The following is an 18,222-nucleotide window of genomic DNA, read 5'->3' as shown; positions in this document are numbered from 1 at the left end:
CCGCGGGCGCGATAGCCGATGCCGGCGTCTCCTCGGTCATCGCGGCCGACGCCGCCCCCGAGATGGTCGCCACCGCGGTCCGCGAGTACCCCGTCGCGGGCGTCGTCGCCGACGCGGAGCGCCTTCCCTTCGCTGCCGACTCCTTCGACGCGGCCGCCTGCCGCATCGCCGCGCACCACTTCCCCGACCCCGAGTCGTTCGTCGCGGAAGTCGCCCGCGTCCTCGAACCCGGCGGCGTCTTCGCCTTCGAGGACAACGTCGCGCCCGAGGACGCCAGCCTCGCCGAGTTCCTCAACGGCGTCGAGGTGCTCCGTGACCCGACCCACGTCGAACTCCACCCGGTTTCGCGGTGGCGCGAGTGGTTCGAGGCCGCGGGCCTGTCGGTCGAAGCGGTCGAGACCGCAGCGATACGCCTCGAGTTCGACCCGTGGACCGAGCGGACGAACGTCTCACCGGAGGACCGTGCTGAACTCGAACGTCGCTTCCGCGAGGCGCCCGACGAGGCGAAATCCCTGTTCGACGTGGTGTTCGACGGCGACTCGGTCGTCTCGTTCGCCAACCCGAAGGCGCTGATTCGAGCACGGAAAGAGTAGCCCGACCGGGAGAAGTCCCGTTCCCGGCGAAGACCGTGACCCGCCGAGACCCACAAACGGTAAGCGGACCCCCCACGACGTGGGGGTGTGTCAACGCCCGACTCCGACGCCCCAATCTCGCCGCTCGCGGGCCTCGGCATCGCAGTCCTCGCGGTCAGCACGAGCGCCATCCTCGTCCGCTGGAGCGCCGCGCCGAGCCTCGTGAAGGCCTTCTACCGCGTCCTGTTCACCGTGGCCCTCCTCGCGCCGGTCGCGCTCGTCCGCCACCGCGACGCGCTGGCGACTATCTCGGGGCGCGACCTCCTCGCGGCCGGTGGTGCGGGCGTCGCGCTCGCGGCCCACTTCGCGTCGTGGTTCGAGAGCCTCAACCACACGACGGTCGCCGCGAGCGTCACGCTCGTGCAGTCTCAACCGCTGTTCGTCGCCGTCGGCGCGTGGGCCGTCCTCGACGAGCGCGTGAGTCGCCGCACCGCAATCGGCATCGGCGTCGCGCTCGCGGGAATGGTGCTCATGTCCGTCTCCGACTTCCTCACCGCCAGCGGCGCGCCGCGCCCGCTTCTCGGAAACGGGCTGGCGGTCGTCGGAGCCGTGACGGCGGCCGCCTACGTCCTCACGGGCCGGAGCGTCCGTAGTAGGGTTTCGCTCGTCCCCTACGTGGTCGTCGTCTACTCGGTCTGCGCCGCCGCGCTCCTCGTCGTTGCGGTCGGTCGCGGCGACCCGCTCACGGGCTATCCGCCCCGCGAGTGGCTCCTGTTTCTCGGGATGGCGGTCGGCCCGGGCGTCTTCGGTCACACCGTCATCAACTGGGCGCTCGCCCACCTCGAATCGAGCGTCGTCTCCGTCTCCCTTCTCGGCGAACCCGTCGGGAGCACGATTCTCGCCCTCTTTCTCCTCGGTGAGATTCCCACGCTCCCGACTGTCCTCGGCGGGGCCGTCGTCCTCGGCGGTATCTACGTCAGCGCGTCCTGACCTCTCCCGCCTCGAGAGGGCGGCACTGCCTTCGAATGACCGCCCGCAGACGCGGCTGTTCGTCTCCTGTCCCCGAGTTCGTTATCGGATCTGATAACCGCGTCACAACGCTCATTACGGTGAGCGGTCGCTACTCCGTATGGACGACGGGTCGGGGGCAGACGTACGTGTCCTCCACGTCGACGACGAACCCAGTCTGACGGACCTCGTGTCGATTTACCTCGAACGCGAGGCCGGCGACGTCGACCTCTCGGTCTCGACGTCGAACTCGGGGGCCGACGCCCTCGAACGACTCCGGCAGGAACAGGTCGATTGCGTCGTGTCGGACTACGACATGCCCGATATCGACGGACTGGAGTTCCTCCGCGCGGTCCGTTCCGAACACCCCGACCTCCCTTTCATCCTCTTTACCGGCAAAGGCTCCGAGGAGGTCGCCCGCGACGCCTTCCGCGTCGGCGCGACCGACTACATGCAGAAAGACACTGGCACGGACCAGTACACGGTCCTCGCCAACCGCGTCGTCAACGCCGTCTCGCAGTACCGCGCGAAGGCGGCCTCCGAGCGGTACGGCACCGCCATCGAGGTGCTCGACAGCGGCGTCTACTCGCTCGATTCGTCCGGTCGCTTTACCTCCGCCGACGGCGTCTTCTGCGAGCTCACCGGCTACGACCGGGAAGCAATTATCGGCCGTGAGTTCGCCGACCTCGCCGCCGAATCCGACGACGAGATTCGCGCCGCCTTCGAGCGAGTCGTCGCCCCTGACGCCCCCGACACGGAACGATTCGAGACGGTGCTTTCGCCCGGTCCCGCGTATCCGCACGACGACGACCTCCTGTGCGAGGGTCATCTCGCGCTCCGTCCCACCGAGGACGACGAACCCGCCGTCATCGGAACGCTACAGGACGTGACCGAGCGCCGCCGCCGCCGGAACCGTCTGCGCTACGAGACGCGCCTGAAAGACGCCGTCTTGGACACATCCACGTCGTTGATGAGCGCCGAGACCGACGAAATCGGCACGAAAATCGAGTGGACGCTCCAGTCCGTCGGTGAGGTGGCCGACCTCGACCGCTGTTCGGTCTACCTCTACGACGACGAGACGAACGTCGCCGCGCGGATGCACGACTGGCGCGGCGGCGACCCGCGTGAGCATCCCGCACGCGTCGCCCTCGAAGACGCTCGCTGGCTGGTCGAACGACTCCATCGCTTCGAAAACGTCCGCCTCCACCGAGTCTCGGACCTCCCGCCCGAGGCGTCGGACACGAAGCACGTACTCACCGACGCTGAGACCGGTGGGTTCGTCGCCGTCCCGATGGTCTCGAAGTGGGCGCTCGTCGGCTTCGTCGTCTTCGACGTGGTCGAGACGAGTCGCTCGTGGACCGACACCGAGGTGGACCTCCTGCGCTCGGTCGCGAACAACGTCACGCACACGCTGGCCCGCCAGCGACGCGAGCGCGAACTCCAGCGGCAGAACGACCGTCTCGAGGAGTTCGCGTCGGTCGTCTCCCACGACCTCAGGAACCCCCTCAACGTCGCCAAGGGGTTCGTCGAACTCGCTCGCGAGGAAGAGGATGTGACCTACCTTGACCGCGCGCTCGACGGCGTCACCCGGATGGACACGCTCCTCAACGACGTGCTCAAACTGGCCAGACAGGGCCGAAAGGTCGGCGAGACGCACTCGGTCGCCATCGAGAACGTCGCCGAGCGGGCGTGGAAGGCGGTCGATACCGGCGACGACGCGGTCCTCGTCGTCGAGGACGGCCTCGGGTCCACGCAGGCCGACCAAGGCCGACTCCAGCAGGCGTTCGAGAACCTGTTTCGGAACGCTGTGGAACACGGTGGTCCCTGCCGCGACGGCGGCGACGACGCCTCCGCAGACGGCGCGTCGAGAAAAGCTGTGGACACACCCGCCGGCGACACCGCGTCGTCCGGGTCGTCCACGACGAGCGCGGGCGACGAACTGACCGTTCGCGTCGGTCCCACCGAGACCGGCTTCTACGTCGCCGACGACGGTCCCGGCATCCCGGCCGACGAGCGCGACACCGTCTTCGAACACGGCCACTCCACGTCCGAGTCCGGCACGGGCTTCGGGCTCTCTATCGTCGAGAGCATCGTCGAGGCGCACGGGTGGGACATCGTGGCCACCACGCCCGAACCCGACCTCGGCGGCGCGCGGTTCGAGTTCGACATTGGCGGCGTCCGCTCCGAGGTCGAACCGCGGTTCTCGCTCAGCGATGACTGAACCGTCGGCGCTCTGATCCGACTGCTGTTCTACTGTTCTTCCAACAGTCGCTTCGTCTCGGCGTGGCGCGCGCGGAACATCCCCTCGAAGCCGACGCCGCCGAAGACGCCCGCGAGGTCGCCGAGCGGGCCGAACGGCAACTCGTACTCCACGCGGTCTTCGAGAATCGTCTCGTCACCGTCGGCGACGAAGCGGTGGGTGTGGACCCACCGCGAGAAGGGGCCGCCGACCATGTCGTCTCGGAACCACGCCGTCCCTTCGCCCGACTCGCGGTCGAGGATGCGTGAGGTCCACCGCTGGCGCGGGCCGACGCCGAACGGTCGCATCGACATCTCGATTTCCGCTCCGGCGACGAGTTCGTCGGGGTCTTCTTCGTCGTCGGGGCCGCGGACCGACTCGATTTCGAGGTGCATCCACGCCGGGGTGAGCGCCTCCAGTCCGGACACCTCGGAGTGGAACTCCCAGACGCGCTCGAGCGGGGCGGCGATTCGGGTTCGACGCTGGTAGACCGGCATACCCGACCGTTAGGCCGGAGACGGAAAAGCGATGCTGGCGGATGGGTCGAACGAAGGGACGAAGAAATCAATCGCCGACCGCGAGTCGAGGTCGGCGGCCGGTCGCCTCGCGCCGCCTCAGAGCGTGAAGCGCGAGACGGTCGTGCCGGCTTTCGTCAGGTCCTCGTGGGTCGCCGCGGCGACGGTCACCTGGTTCTCGCCGTACTCGATGGCGACTTCGACCTCGAACGCCTCGTCGTCGGGCTCGACGAGTCGGGTCTCGCCGGGCGTCTTGACCGCGACGACGGCGGCGTCTGTCTGCCCGGAGACGACGAGTTTGTCGCCTTTGAAGCGCGTGCTCACGCGGAGCGACGGCCCGCTCGGGCGCTCGGACTCGACGTATCGCTCGCGGAGGAACGCGGGCGTCTCGACGGGTTCGCCGGCCTCGACGCCGTGGGCGAGGCGAATGAACTGGGCCATCGACCACGCCAGCGGCGTCGCGCTGCCGGTGCCCTCGCCGAACTCCCAGTTGAAGTCGGTCGCGTGTTCGCGGTCCCAGACCTGCTCTGCGAGCATGCGGCCGGAGTTGGCGAAGGCGGCCATCGTCCGCAGCAGGTTGTCCGGCGCGAGGTCGCCCTCTTCGGTTCCCGCGAGCAGTTCGTACTCACCGCGCTCGCCGGTGAAGATGGGCCAGAGTCGGCCCTTCCCCTTGGCGTCGACAGACCACGGCGCGCCCTCTTCGTCGCGCTCGCGCTCGCCGTAGCCGTCGCCGTTGTACCGGTAGAACGCCGGTCCGTGGGGCGTGTCGACGCGGATGGTCTCGTCGACTTCCTTCACGGAGTTCCGGATTATCTCGTCGTCGGCGGGCTTGATGCCGAGGCGGGTGAGTTCGAGGAACCCGGCGTCGATTATCTCGCGCTCGTCGAGCGTCGGCCCGTTGTTCGCGAGCGTCCGCAGGTGGCCGGCGTCGGGCTCGCCGTCGCGGGTGATGCGGACGTAGTACGGCGTGTGCGTGTTGCGGTCGGTGCCGGTTCGGGTCGCGGTCCAGTCGTCGACGCGCTCGGTCCAGTCGTCGGCCAGCGCCAGCCAGACGAGCGCGTCTTCGGTGTGGCCCTCGTCGAGCGCGATTGACGCCGCACAGCCGAGTCCGGCGATTTCGGCCGCGATGGACGACGGCGAGTAACCGGCTTCCTCCTCCCAGCGCTCCTGTGCGGTCGGCGGCCCGTTCCGCGCGACGTAGTCCGCGGAGTACTTGACGTTCTCGTAGTCGTAGGCCACGTCGTCGAAGGTGACGCCGCGTTCTTTGAGCATGTACGCCATCACCTGCGGGAACGAGATGTTGTCCATCTGCTCGCCGCCCCAGCGGGTCCGCCCGTTGAGGTAGGTGTTCTGCGGGATGAAGCCGCGGTCGTCCTGCTGGTAGGTGTAGATGTACTCCAGCGCGTCGATGGCCGTCTCGACGTCGCCGACGGCCTCGAAGACGGTGAAGACCTGATAGAGGTCACGCGACCAGACGAAGTTGTAGCCGTACCCCTTCGCCTCCTCGGCGGGGACGGCCTCGCCCCACGGCACCGACGGCGAGGCGAGCCCCGCGCCGAGGTAGGTCTTGTCTTCGACCGCCCGCAGGCTCATGAGCGCGGTCTTGTACTGCGCGGCGAGTTCGCCGTCGTCGGCGACCGAGCCGGGGAGCTCCTTGTCGGCGAGGAAGTCGGCCCACGAATCGGTGTAGGCCGCCCGAGCCGTCTCGTAGCCGTGGGTGAGCGCGCCGGCCGCCTCGCCCAGCGCGGCGGCGGTGTCGGCGTGTTCGGCGAAGCCGAGCGCCAGCGTCTCCGCGAGTTTGTCGCCCGTGCCGATGCGTCCGACGAGTACGAGCGTCTCGTCGTCGATGCGCTCTTGGGCGCTCGGGAGCTCGCCCTTCGAGAAGAAGTCCGCGAGATACCGCGAGCCCGCGACGCCGACGGTGGCCCACTCGAACCGGCCGGCGGCGGCGAGCGCGATGGCGACGCTGTACTCCCTGCCGTCCTGGTCGATGAGGAGTGGCTCGTGGCCCTCGCCGGCGTCGAACGCGCCCGCGTCGCGGGCGACGAGGTGGTAGCTCCCGAGTTGGCCGAGGCGGATACCGCGGTCTTTCGTCCCGGTGTTCGCGAGCGCCGTGTCGGCGATGGTGTACAGTTCGTACTCGTCGCCGTCGATGGACTCGAACTGCACGTCCGCGAGCATCGCGTCGTGTTCGGGGTCGATGATGTACTCGACGGTGAGTTCCCACTCGTGGCCGCGGCCGTCGCCCGTCTCGGTGACGACGTGGCGGAAGACGAGCGCGTCGTCCTCGACGATTTCGGCCCGGCGTTCGACCGTGTCGGCGTGGTCGTCCCGCCGTGTCTCGTTGTGGGTGCGCGCCGTGTACTCGTCGTCGGGGTCGGCGTCGACGACGAGGAAGTCGAGCGTCCGGAGGTTCATCAGGTCGACCCGCGGGAAGCGGACCTCGGTCAGCGCGCCCTCGGTCAAGGTGAACCAGACGCGCGAGGGGTCCTCGGTGTAGTGGTCGGCAACGGTTCCGATGCCGTACTTCTCGCCGGTCGTCCACCGCGGTCGGTTCTCCGGGCCGGTCGGTGCGGGCTTCGGCGCGGGGAGCGCGTCGATGTCGGCGAGGATGGCCGTCGTCTCCATCCGAATGGCGTGGGGCCATCCGAGCGGCGTCGCGCTGTCGAAGCGCCCGTCGTCGAACACCTGCTCGGCGAGGTAGCCCGCCTCAGTCGTGAGGGGGCCGTCGGGTTGGAGCAGTTCGTAGAGGTTCGTCGCGCGCTCGACGAACCGGCGGCCGTCCTTGCCGATGCGGTCACAGAGGACGCCGAACTTCGCGGCGGCGTTCGCGCCCCACGCGGTCGAGACGGACCAGACCTTCTCGCCGTCCTGTCCGTCGGCGCGCCAGTAGTCGTCCTCGAACCGGACCAACCCAGCCACGTCGCCGCGGGGGTTCCGGTAGAGCCCCTTCAGCGTCGCGGCCATGTGCTTGACGAGCCGGTTGCCGGTCTTCGAATCGATCTCCTCGATGTCGGCGTAGGCGTCGACGGCGTCGACGAGGGCGAACGTGGCCGAATCGAGGCGGTCGTCGAGGTCGCCGCTTCTGTCGATGCGGAGGGCGTAGATTTCACGCTCTTCGGACCACAGTTCGTCGAGTCCCTCGTACACCGCGGTCGCCTGCTCGGCGGCGTGCTCCCGGAGGTCGTCGTTCACGGGCGCGGTGGCGACCGTGGCGTACGCTTGGAGGAACGTCGCGGCCGTGTGCGTGAATCGACCGCTCATGTTCTCCCACGCGTTCTGACAGGGTTTCGGTAGGCCGTCGGCTTCGAGGCTGCTGTCGAGCCCCGAGACGCCGGCGGCGATGGTCGAGCGGATGCGACCGACGAGTTCGTCGTCGAGGTCGTCGCGGCGCTCGGTGAGGAGCGACGCGAGCGCGGCGACGACGCTCGCCGTCTGGTCGGCCTGATACTCCTCGTCGCCGGAGCCTTCGACGCGGCCGTGGGCCCAGCCGGGGGCGACGGTCCCATCGACGGCCCAGACGCGGTGGGGCCACGTGCCGTCTGCGAGCTGCGTCTTGCAGTAGAACTCGGCGCTCGTGGCGAGGCGGTCGCCGAGGTCGAGGCCGAAGGCGCCGTCGGCGTGTGCGAGCGCCTGCGTAACCTCGGCGTCGTCGCGGAACCAGGTGTAGCCGTAGCCGCCGGAGTGGGCGTAGAACGGGTCGAACTCGGGGCCGGCGATGCGCGCGCCGCTGGGCGCGGTCAGAAGCGACAGCGCCCGGAGGTCGGCGCGGACGATTCGCTCGCGCGGCGTCCCGTCGGGGACGAACACCTCGGCCTGTTCGCGGGCGGCCTCCCGGAGCGCGTCGGCGGTCGCGTGCTGGACCGAACAGTGTCGGAGGTCGGCAAGGGCGTCGGTCCGCGCCATCTCGTTGTGGTCCGAAAGCTGGGTGACGAGGGTGGTCCGCGCGGCGCGGCCCTCCTGTTCGAGCGGGGCGCTGACGACTACGTCGCCCGAGAGGTGGGTGTCCTCGTAGCGGTCGAGGACGGCCTCCCGCGGGAAGTCGAAGCTGTCGTCGGAGAGAATCTCGTCGAAGCGTTCGGGAATCTGTCCGCGAACGTCGGTGAGCCCGGTCGACGCGGTGACGTAGTCGTGTTCGTTTCGGTGGAACACCTCGACCGCCTGGGTGTCGTTCGGCCCGCCGGCCTCGTGGATGAGGCGGCCGACCCGCGTCTCTCGGCCCTCGGGGGCGAAGGTGAGAAAGGCGGTCAGGTGGGCGTCGGTGGGAATCGCGCCGCGAAGCTCGACGTGCGTCACGTGAGCGCGACCGAGCGTCAGGTCGTACTGGTGGACGGTGTACTCCCCGGCGTCGTACTCGGTCTCGACGAGGCTCGTCTCCCGGTAGTAGTGTTGTCGCACGGACTCCAACTCGTCGAACCAGTGCGTCTCACCGTCCGCCTCGATGCCGAACCGAGAACGGTCGATACCGTAGAGGCCCGAAAGCGAAGCAGAGTAGTCCCGGAGAGACCCATCGAGGCCGACGTAGACGAGTCGGTCTCCGTGACCGGAGAACGCGCCGTCCGAGGTCCGACACTCCTCTGGGAAGCGTCCGCCCCGGTCGCGTTTGTATTCGTTTAAGGCGGTCCGAAGTCGCATAGAGGTAGACGAGGGTCTCGAACCATAAGTATTGGCCGCCCATCTCCCATCATTTATGCCTGCAAACCGACGAATTCGACCGACGCCGAGGCGAATCGGTAGAACCCGTCTCCCACCGGTATGTCGGTCACTCCAGGGGTAAACTCAAAGTCACCCGGCACGTTGGTTGTGAGTATGCAACACCCAGGACCGCCGCAGTTCATGGCTGTCGGCGAGTCAGTACAACTCGCGCCTCGAGACCCCGACCCCGACGCCGACTACTCGTGGCGGGTTCGGAGCGCGCCGGTCGCCAGTAGCCTCGAATTCGACGAAGACACCGCAATCGTGCAGTTCACGCCCGATGCGGCCGGACGCTACGTCGTCGAACTCGACACGCCCGACGCGACGCACACGCTCACGGTCCGCGTCTTCCCCGGCTCCTACCTGCCCGCCGGCTCCGTCAGGAGCGGCGCGAGCGGGATGAGCGGAATGAGCGGTTACAGCGGACAGAGCGGCTCCGCGCGCCCGGCGGGGTTCAGTGGCGGCGCGTCCGGCTCCGGAAGCGGTGCCGGCGACGCCCAGCGGGGACAGGGAGGGCGTCCTCGAATCAGGCTCGACGCGACCGTCGAAGACGGCGTCGTCGTCGTCCGCGCCGACCCGCAACCGAACCCCGACAGCGACACCGACCGCGACGACCTCGTGGTCGAATTCGTCGTCGACGACCGCGACGAGGTCGACGACGCGGCCGTCGAGACCGACGGCTGGGAGCTTCGCGTTCCGCTTTCGGCGGTCGGCGACCGGCTCCGCGTCCACGCGGTCGCGCTTGACGAGACGTACAGCGTGCCCGACACTGTGACCGTCGAACGCGAGGCCGTCGCCGACGGCGGGTTCGCCGAGGCGGAGACGGACGCGGTACAGACCGACGTGACGGGCCACGCCGACGGCTCGGGCGCGCGGGGGGCGTCCATCTCCCGGCCAAACGACCCGCCGAAGTGGGCACAGGAGGTGACGCTCTACGAGATTTACGTCCGCGGCTACGCCTCGGACGACGAGGACGCCGACAACACCTTCGAGGCGCTCGAAAAGCGTCTCGACTACCTCGAATCGCTCGGCGTCGACTGCCTGTGGCTCACGCCCGTCCTCCAGAACGACCACGCGCCCCACGGCTACAACATCGTGGACTTCTACGACATCGCGGAGGACTCGGCACCCGCGAGGACTACGAGCAGTTCGTCGAGGCCGCCCACGACCACGGCATGAAGGTGCTTTTCGACCTCGTGCTCAATCACTCCGCCCGCGCCCACCCGTTCTTCGAGGACGCCTACAAGAACCCCGACTCCGAGTACTACGACTGGTACGAATGGCAGGAAAGCGGCGAGCCGGGCACCTACTTCGACTGGGAGTACATCGCTAACTTCGACTACCGGAACCTCGAAGTCCGTCGCTACCTGCTCGATGCGGTGGACATGTGGGCCGAGGTGGTCGACGGCTTTCGCTGCGACATGGCGTGGGCCGTCCCCGACACGTTCTGGCAGGAGATTCGCGACCGCGTGAAGGCGAAAGACCCCGAGTTCCTGCTGCTGGACGAGACCATCCCGTACATCGCCGACTTCCACGAGGGCATGTTCGACATGCACTTCGACACGACGCTGTACTTCACGCTCCGGCAGGTCGGCCGCGGCGACGAGCCCGCCGAACGAATCCTCGACGCCATCGAACAGCGCACGCAGGTCGGCTTCCCCGACCACGCGGCGTTCATGCTCTACCTCGAAAACCACGACGAGACGCGCTACATCGTCGAGTGCGGCGAGGACGAGGCGCTGGCCGCTGCGGGCGCGCTGTTTACGCTCCCCGGCGTGCCGATGGTCTACGGCGGGCAGGAAATCGGCCAGCGCGGCCGGCGCGACGCCCTCGCGTGGGACCACGCCCGCGACGACATCCGCGAGCACTACGAGCGCCTCATCGAGGTCCGCGACGAAACGCCCGCGCTCCGGTACGACGGGACGTTCCGCCGCATCGACTACGAGACGGACTCCGACAGCGCGGTCGCGTTCGTTCGCGACCACGACGACGGTTCGTACCTCTGTGCGCTCAACTTCGCCCCCGGCGCGACCACGGTCGACGTTGGCGACCTCGCGGTCGACGCGACCGATATCGTCTCCGGTGACTCCGTCGCCGCCGAGGGCGGCATCCGCGTCGACGACGTGGTCGTCTGCCCGCTCGCGTAACGTCTCGCGCGTCCCGTTTCACGTTCGCGCGGTCTCCGATTTCGCTTCCACCTTCGATTTCGCCTCCACCTCTGATTTCGCCGCCGTTCGACCCGACCAGCCCGATACACCATGAGCACGAACTCCCCATCCCGACCCTGCACGCCGACCGTACCGACGGCTGGGAACCGGCGTTAGTCGCTCCCGGCGTCGAGGAGCTCGACGACTCGACCCCCTCGACCGACACGCTCGCGGTCGCACTCACCAACGGGGCGGCCGTCATCTGGCGACGCGACCTGTAACGGTCGCCGAGAACTCACCACCAGATTCATATTCTCAGAGTGTTTTTGGACATATGTCCACAGTACAACTCGGTATATTATCGAATAATATTGGTAATATTGTCCCTATTTGGTCTATTTCTCTAAACATTCGATAAGTGTTTATGGGGCATTGTGGGCAGAGCTTTTCAATGAGAACTCTGTGCTATCCGCTACATGATGTCCAAACCAATGCAAGAAAATGGCAGAATTGTACACGATTGTGCTACTGTAGCGGGGGTCGGCGTATGGGTCTCGTAAAGATGACCAAGTGGCGGACGTTGCTGCTCGCCACTATCGGGTTCAACTTCTCCTTCCTCATCTGGTTCTCGTTCGCGCCCTTCACGGGGCCGATGGCGGAGGAGTTCGGGCTCTCGCTGGCCGAAATCGGTATCTTGGCGAGCGCGGCCATCTGGCTCGCGCCGTTCGGCCGCATCCTCACCGGCTGGCTCTCCGATAAGTTCGGCGCGCCGGTGGTGTTCGCCATCGTCCTCGGCTACGTCGGGGTGTTCTCGATGGCGAGCGCCTTCGCCGAGAGCTACACCGTGTTCTTCATCGAGCGCCTCATCGTCGCCACGGCGGGCATCACGTTCGTCATCGGCATCCAGCACGTCTCGGAGTGGTTCGAAGAGGAGAACCTCGGCATGGCAGAGGGAATCTACGCCGGCGTCGGGAACGCCGGTGCCGCCGGCGGCGCGCTCATCCTGCCCCGCGTGTTCGGGGCGGATTGGAGCGGGCCGCTCTTCCAGAGCAACTGGCGCGCGGCGTTCTTCTACACCGGCATCGTCTCGATTCTGCTCGCGGTCGCCTACTACGTCCTCGGCGAGGCCGCGGCGACCGACGAGCGTCGGCAGGCGACCGCCGACAACGCGACGCTCAAGCAGTGGGTCCACACGGCCACCCGGTACGGGACCGTCGCGCTCGCGCTCGCCTACGTCATGAGCTTCGGCCTCGAACTCTCGATGAACGGCTGGCTCGCCACCTACTACCGCGAGGCGTTCAACACGAACAACCTCGTGCTCGCGAGCACGTTCGCGGCCACGTTCTCCATCGCGGCCGGCCTACTCCGGCCCATCGGCGGCTACGTCAGCGACGTGCTGGCGCGCAAGGAGATGGACATCCTGCCCGTGTTCAAGGGTCGCTACCGCGAGCAGTGGACGTTCGTGTCGCTCTCGTTCATTGTCATATCCATGCTCGCCATGACGCTCGCCGGTCTCTCCGGGGCCGTCCTCATCGCGGTGGCCGCCGGCTTCATGGTCGGTATGGCCTGCGCGTTCGCGGAAGGCGCCATCTTCGCGCAGGTCCCGGCGATGTTCCCCAACAGCTCCGGGGCCGTCGCGGGCGTCGTCGGCGGCGTCGGTACCATCGGCGGCATCGCCTACCCGCTCGTCTACTCGTCGGTGCTCATGCCGAACCTGCACGTCGGCTACGCGCTCGTCGCGGCGACGATGGTTCCCATCGTCCTCCTGAACGCGTGGGTCTACCGCCCGCACATCGCGAAGCGCGCGACTATCGACGGTTTCCTCGGCTCGTCGGGCACGAGCGGCCCGGCCGACGACTGAGCCGCCGACCGCGACGCGACGTTTCATTTTTTCCGACCTACTGCCCGAGAGCGCCGGCTCTCGCTCAGACGACGCGCGCGTCCGTCTCGACCGAGACGCCGTCGAGATAGTCGCCGTCGGGACCGACCCACTCGCCGTCGGTCCCGCAGTCGGTGGTCAGCCGGCAGACGCGGGTCTCCGGCGGCCAGATGACGCGCACCTCGTCGCCGGAGCGCTCGACCGTCACGGTCTGTCGGTACGTGACCGTCTCACCGAAATCACCGACGTAGGTCACCGCGAGGTCGACCTCGCTCGCGCCCGGCGGAATCGACAGCCGTTCTGGGCCGGCGGCGAGCTGGCGGTTCGTCACGGCCACGCCGGCCGGCGTCAGCGACCACTCGAGGGTCAGGTTTTCGGCCATCGCCGCGTCGTAGCGGGCGTAACCCTCGTCGGTCTCGATGCGGACCGACACCGTCTTCGTCCCCTCGGGCGCGCCGAGCGTCGTCGTCGCATCGACCCGCTCGCCAGCGAGCACGTCGAGCCGGGTCAGTTCCGGTTCGACGGGCGCTTCGGCCCCGCTCCACGTCCCCCGATAGGTGAACCGGTACGGGGTCCGGTTCGTCGCGTCGAGGACCGCGAAGTCCTGCTCGGCCCCGTCGTCGATGGCGTACACCACCGGGCCGTCGAAGCCGGGGTCGTTGCGGAGCGTCTGGAAGGGATGGGCCGACCAGTCGCCGTAGGGGTCGGGGTGGAAGACGAGCGCCTTCGTCTCGTTGTCCGCCGCGGCCGAGTCGCCACCGACTCCAATTCCGCTGCCACCGTTCCCGAGACCGGTGGCATCGACGCCCGGGACCGACGGGGTCAGCGGCGGGTGTTCGAAGCCGGCGTCGAGGAGCGGTTCGTAGGTCGCCGCGAGGTTCTCGGTTCGGAGTCGGTTCTCGTCGTAGGGTTCCTCGACGGCCTCGACCGTCACGCCGCCGGCGACGAGCGCCGAGACGAGGAGCACCGAGAAGACGACACCGCGGGCCTCCGAGGCCGAAAAGCGGCGGTGGGCCAGCCGGCGGAGGAGGCGAGCGCCGGCGACGACTCCGGCCGCGCCGAACACCGCGAGCGGGACGAGCGCGTCGAAGTGGTAGAAGGGTCCGAGGAGGTCGATGAGGCCGTTTCGGAGGCCGTTGTGCGTCCCCCAGAAGGCGGCGTTGCCGACGAACACCGAGGCGAACACGGCCGCGACGACACAGGCGAGGGCGTCGTCGGAGAGTTCGGCGAAGGCGCGGTCGCGGCCGCCGAGGCCGTGGTGGCGGCGTCTCGCGCTCCCGCGGAGGTTCCGTCCGGTCTTGTGACCCCACCAGCGACGGGCGGTGACGCCGAGGCCGAACACCGCGGCGACGGTGCCGAGCCAGCCCATCGGCCCCCAGCGCGTCCGCGAGCAGGTCGAGCGCTTCGACGGCGGTCTCGACGCCCATCGCGGGCGTGTAGACGACTTCGTAGCCGAGGATGGCCCGCTCGCCGAAGCCGATGCCGTCCTGCGGGGCGAAGGCGATGTAGGGGAACGTGAGCGGGTCACCCGTCACGACGGCGTTGTAGGCCAGTGTCAGGCCGACGAACGCGAGGCCGGGGAGCGCGACGGCGACGTACCGGCGGAGGACGACCCAGCCGGTCCCCGCGCGGAGATGGGCGGTCGCGAGCGCCCACAGCGAGTGGGCGATGAAGGGCAGGGCGAACAGCACGGCGGTGTAGGGGCGGGCGAAGAACGCCGCGCCGACGAGCGCGCCGGCGACGACGGCGTAGCCCGAGGAGTCGCGGCGGGCGGCCCGGACGTAGCAGACGGCGAAGCCGAGGTTGAGCATCGTCGTCGGCGCGTACGCGAGGAACGTCGCCGACGTGAGCAGAAACAACGGCGAGAGGCCGAGCAGGCCCGCCGCGACGACGCCGGTCGTCCGGTCGAACGCGTCGGCGGCGAGCGTGTAGACAAGCGCGGCGGACACCGCGGCGATGGCTCCCAACACGAGATTCGGAAGCCCGAACGCGAGGCCGACCGCGAACAGCGCCGGCACGGCCGGCGAGTACTTCGAGTAGAGCTGGACGCCGCCGGGGGCGCTCGGCGTCTCCTGCACCACGAAGAACCACGGTCTGACGGCCTCCGTCAGCTGGCCGGGGTAGAGAAACAGCTTGCCTTCGAGGAGCATCGCGGCCTGTGTGAGGTAGACGCCCTCGTCGTCGTTGACGGTGTGGTACGGAAAGAGGTCGACCGCGAACCACGTCACGACGAGCCCGACGAGGAGCGAGACGCAGAGCGCGGCGAGTCGTCTTCGCGTTCGAGTCCGGTCGATGTCGATGGTAACGTCAAAATCGAACGCGAGCCTGCGGACTGCGGCTCGCACGCGTCCGCCGAGCGGGAGAGAGCCGCCCGTGTTCGAGTCTCGCCGACCCATTCTCAGTCCGAGTAAGGGCCGGTCTCGGGACGCTGTTCGCGCGGGAACCACGCGAGTTCGTGGCCGGCGTCGAGCGTCACCTCGACGCAGCCGTCGGTCGGGACGGTCTCGTCGTGGTTGTGCATACACAGCAGGTTGTCGCCGCCGTGGAGTTCGACCTCGTAGAGGATGGTCGGCCCGAGGTAGCGCTTCCCGACGACTTTGCCGTGGCCCTCGCCGCCGTCGCCGCAAGGGTGCGCCGACACGTCGTCGGGGCGGACGAGGATGTCGATGTCGGTGTCGTCGTACTCGGGCGCGAGACCGTGTATCTGCTCGCGGCCGACCGTCCCGAGTTCGGTCTCGACTACGTCGCCCGCGATGCGTCCCGGCAGGAACCCGGCGTAGCCGAGGAAGCCGGCGACGAAGCGCGATTCGGGGTGTTGGAACACCTGTTCGGGCTCGCCGATCTGTTCGAGGTCGCCGTCGTTCATCACGGCCACGCGGTCGGAGATGGACATCGCCTCCTCCTGGTCGTGGGTGACGGAGACGGCCGTCACGCCGGCTTCCTTGAGGATGCGGCGGACCTCCTCGCGCATCTGGACGCGGAGGTCAACGTCGAGGTTCGAGAAGGGCTCGTCGAGAAGCAAAATGGCCGGCTCCGGCGCGAGTGAGCGGGCGAGGGCGACCCGCTGTTGCTGGCCGCCGGAGAGTTCGTCGGGGTAGCTGTCACCTTGGCTCTCCAGCCCGACGAGGTCGAGGAGGTCGCGAACGCGCTCGTCGCGCTCGGCTTCGTTGAGGTCCTTCAGGCCGAAGGCGATGTTCTCGGCCGCGGTGAGGTGCGGGAACAGCGCGAACTCCTGGAAGACGACGCCGACGCCGCGCTCTTCGGGCGCGCGGAAGGTGCCGCCGCCGGAGACGACGTTCCCGTTCAGTCGGACCTCGCCGCCGTCGGGGCGGTCGAGCCCGGCGATGAGCCGGAGCGTCGTCGTCTTCCCACAGCCCGAGGGGCCGAGGAGCGTGAGGATTTCACCCTCCTCGACGCTGAGCGAGAGGTCGGCGATGACCGACTCGGTGCCGTAGGACTTCGAGACGCCGTCGAGTTCGAGGACGCCGCCGGCGTCCGCGTCGTCGGCCTCGGAGCCGGTGGATTCAGTGCGGTTCGAGTGGTCGGTGGTCGAAAGTGTGCTATTTGACATCGTATCCCTCTTGGGTGATGATGACGAGCATCGAGAGCCCGGAGACGAAAAGCAGGATGAACGCGGGCACGACGGCCTGGCCGAAGTAGCCCTGCTCGTAGGCCGTCCAGATGTGCGTCACGAGCGTGCTGAACCCCGAGGGGCGCAGCAGGAGCGTCGCGGGTAGTTCTTTCATCGTGGTCAGGAAGACGAGCGCCGCGCCGCCGAACAGGCCGGGCGCGACGAGCGGAAGCGTCACGTGACGGAACGCCCCCGACGGGGTCTCGCCGAGCGTCCGCGCCGCCTCCGGGAGCGCGGGGTCGACCCGGAGGAACGACGCCCGAAGCGACCCGATTGCCTGCGGGAGAAAGCGGATGACGTACGCGAACACGAGGAGGTAGAGCGTCTGGTAGATGGGCGTCGCGTACGAGCTCCCGAAGTAGACGAGCGCCAGCCCGAGGACGACGCCCGGCACCGCGTAGCCGACGTAGGTCGCGCGCTCGAAGACGGAACTGAGCCGCGAGGGGTGCCGGGCGGCGAGGTAGGCGACGGGCAGGCCGGCGAGCGTCGCCGCGCCTGCCGTCGCGGCCGCGACGAGGACCGAATTGAGCGCGTACTCGGGCTGGAACGCAAGCGACTGACTCGTCGCGGCGACGCCCTGCGCGAGCCACGTAAAGAGGATGCCGAGCGGGACGAGAAGGGCGACGGTGGCGACGAGCGCCGCGAAGCCGAGCGCCGGGTACTTCCACCGGCCGAGCGGCATTGGGCTTCCCGAGCGCCCGCCGGTCGTCGTGCGCTCGTCGCCGCGAATCTGCGATTCGAGCGTCAAGATGAGGAGCGTCACGGCGATGAGTTGGAGCGACAGGAGCGTCGCGGTGTCGCGGCCGAACGTCCCGAACTCCACGTAGATGACGCGGGTGAACGCGTCGAACTTCATGATGGCCGGCGTGCCGAAGTCCGAGAGGACGTACAGCGCCGTCAGAAGCGACCCGGCGGCGACCGCGGGGCGTATCTGCGGGACCGTTACCCGCTTGAACGACTCCCAGCGGGTGTGGTTCAGGGTCCGCGCGGCGTCGATGAGCGTGGTGTCCATCGACTTCAGCGCGGCCCGGGTGGTGATGAACACGTACGGGTACGTGTAGAGCGTCAGCACCAAAACGGCACCGGGTAACCCGTAGATTTCTGGGAGCGACTCGACCCCGAGCGGGGCCAACAGCCGCTGGAACGCGCCCCGCGGGCCGAACGCCGAGACGAACGCGAACGCGCCGATGTAGCTTGGGATGACGAGCGGGAGCGAGACGACGACGGTCCAAAAACGCCTGAACGGCAGGTCGGTCCGGACGGTCAGATACGCCAGCGGGACGCCGAGCCCGATGCACGCGGCGGTGACGAGCGTGACGAGAACGGCGCTGTTCAGAAACACTTCGACGGTCGTCGGTCGGGTGACGAGCGACAGCGCCTCGGCGAATCCGACTTCGAGCGCGGTCTTGACGAGCCACAACAGCGGGACGACGACGGCGGCGGCGACGGCCCCGCTGGCGACGGTCAGGCCGAGCGGTTGCTCGTCGTCCCCCCCACCGGTCCCCGTCTGCTGTTCGGTCGCCATGAGTGAGCTAC

At 68.4% G+C, this 18,222-nt stretch carries 8 protein-coding genes and 2 pseudogenes; 5 read left to right on the top strand and 5 right to left on the bottom strand.

The window, feature by feature from the left end; genetic code table 11:
- The 3 genes from NKF06_RS04115 to NKF06_RS04105 form a co-directional block, all read left to right on the top strand.
- The coding region (locus NKF06_RS04115) for a class I SAM-dependent methyltransferase (RefSeq protein ID WP_253244603.1) at positions 1-593 on the top strand (593 nt) is incomplete at its 5' end.
- 87 nt (positions 594-680) lie between these two features.
- Positions 681-1,562, top strand: coding sequence for a DMT family transporter (locus NKF06_RS04110; protein WP_058568011.1), 882 nt, complete (start codon positions 681-683; stop codon positions 1,560-1,562).
- A gap of 139 nt (positions 1,563-1,701) precedes the next feature.
- Positions 1,702-3,801 carry a response regulator gene (locus tag NKF06_RS04105; RefSeq protein WP_253244602.1) on the top strand — a complete coding sequence of 700 codons (2,100 nt, stop codon included), beginning with the start codon at positions 1,702-1,704 and terminating at the stop codon, positions 3,799-3,801.
- Between the two features lie 29 nt (positions 3,802-3,830).
- Here the strand turns inward: NKF06_RS04105 and NKF06_RS04100 are convergent, their stop codons facing one another.
- Both NKF06_RS04100 and NKF06_RS04095 read right to left on the bottom strand, forming a co-directional pair.
- Positions 3,831-4,316: an SRPBCC family protein gene (locus NKF06_RS04100; RefSeq protein ID WP_253244601.1), complete on the bottom strand. Its 486-nt coding sequence runs from the start codon at positions 4,314-4,316 to the stop codon at positions 3,831-3,833.
- A gap of 117 nt (positions 4,317-4,433) precedes the next feature.
- On the bottom strand, positions 4,434-8,969 hold the full coding sequence (locus NKF06_RS04095) for a glycoside hydrolase family 15 protein (protein ID WP_253244600.1): 4,536 nt from the start codon (positions 8,967-8,969) through the stop codon (positions 4,434-4,436).
- Positions 8,970-9,170: 201 nt separating this feature from the next.
- Here NKF06_RS04095 and malA point away from each other — a divergent pair.
- Both malA and NKF06_RS04085 read left to right on the top strand, forming a co-directional pair.
- A pseudogene (gene malA / locus NKF06_RS04090) lies at positions 9,171-11,176 on the top strand (alpha-amylase MalA).
- A 562-nt stretch (positions 11,177-11,738) separates the two neighbouring features.
- On the top strand, positions 11,739-13,037 hold the full coding sequence (locus NKF06_RS04085; RefSeq protein ID WP_253244604.1) for an MFS transporter: 1,299 nt from the start codon (positions 11,739-11,741) through the stop codon (positions 13,035-13,037).
- A 64-nt stretch (positions 13,038-13,101) separates the two neighbouring features.
- Here NKF06_RS04085 and NKF06_RS04080 read toward each other — a convergent pair.
- From NKF06_RS04080 to NKF06_RS04070, 3 genes and pseudogenes are all read right to left on the bottom strand, one after another.
- Positions 13,102-15,451, bottom strand: a pseudogene (locus NKF06_RS04080) (glycosyltransferase family 39 protein).
- 2 nt (positions 15,452-15,453) lie between these two features.
- Complete coding sequence (locus NKF06_RS04075) at positions 15,454-16,626, bottom strand: ABC transporter ATP-binding protein (protein WP_058827757.1); 1,173 nt, start codon at positions 16,624-16,626, stop codon at positions 15,454-15,456.
- Positions 16,616-18,211, bottom strand: a complete 1,596-nt coding sequence (locus NKF06_RS04070) for an iron ABC transporter permease (RefSeq protein ID WP_253244599.1) — start codon at positions 18,209-18,211, stop codon at positions 16,616-16,618. Before NKF06_RS04070 ends, NKF06_RS04075 begins: the two co-directional genes overlap by 11 nt.
- Between the last annotated feature and the right edge of the window lie 11 nt (positions 18,212-18,222).

This window comes from Haloferax sp. AB510 (genome assembly GCF_024136985.1).
Lineage (GTDB): Archaea > Halobacteriota > Halobacteria > Halobacteriales > Haloferacaceae > Haloferax.
The sequence above is the reverse complement of the archived record's forward strand: the minus strand, read 5'-3'. Positions and strand labels throughout refer to the sequence as shown.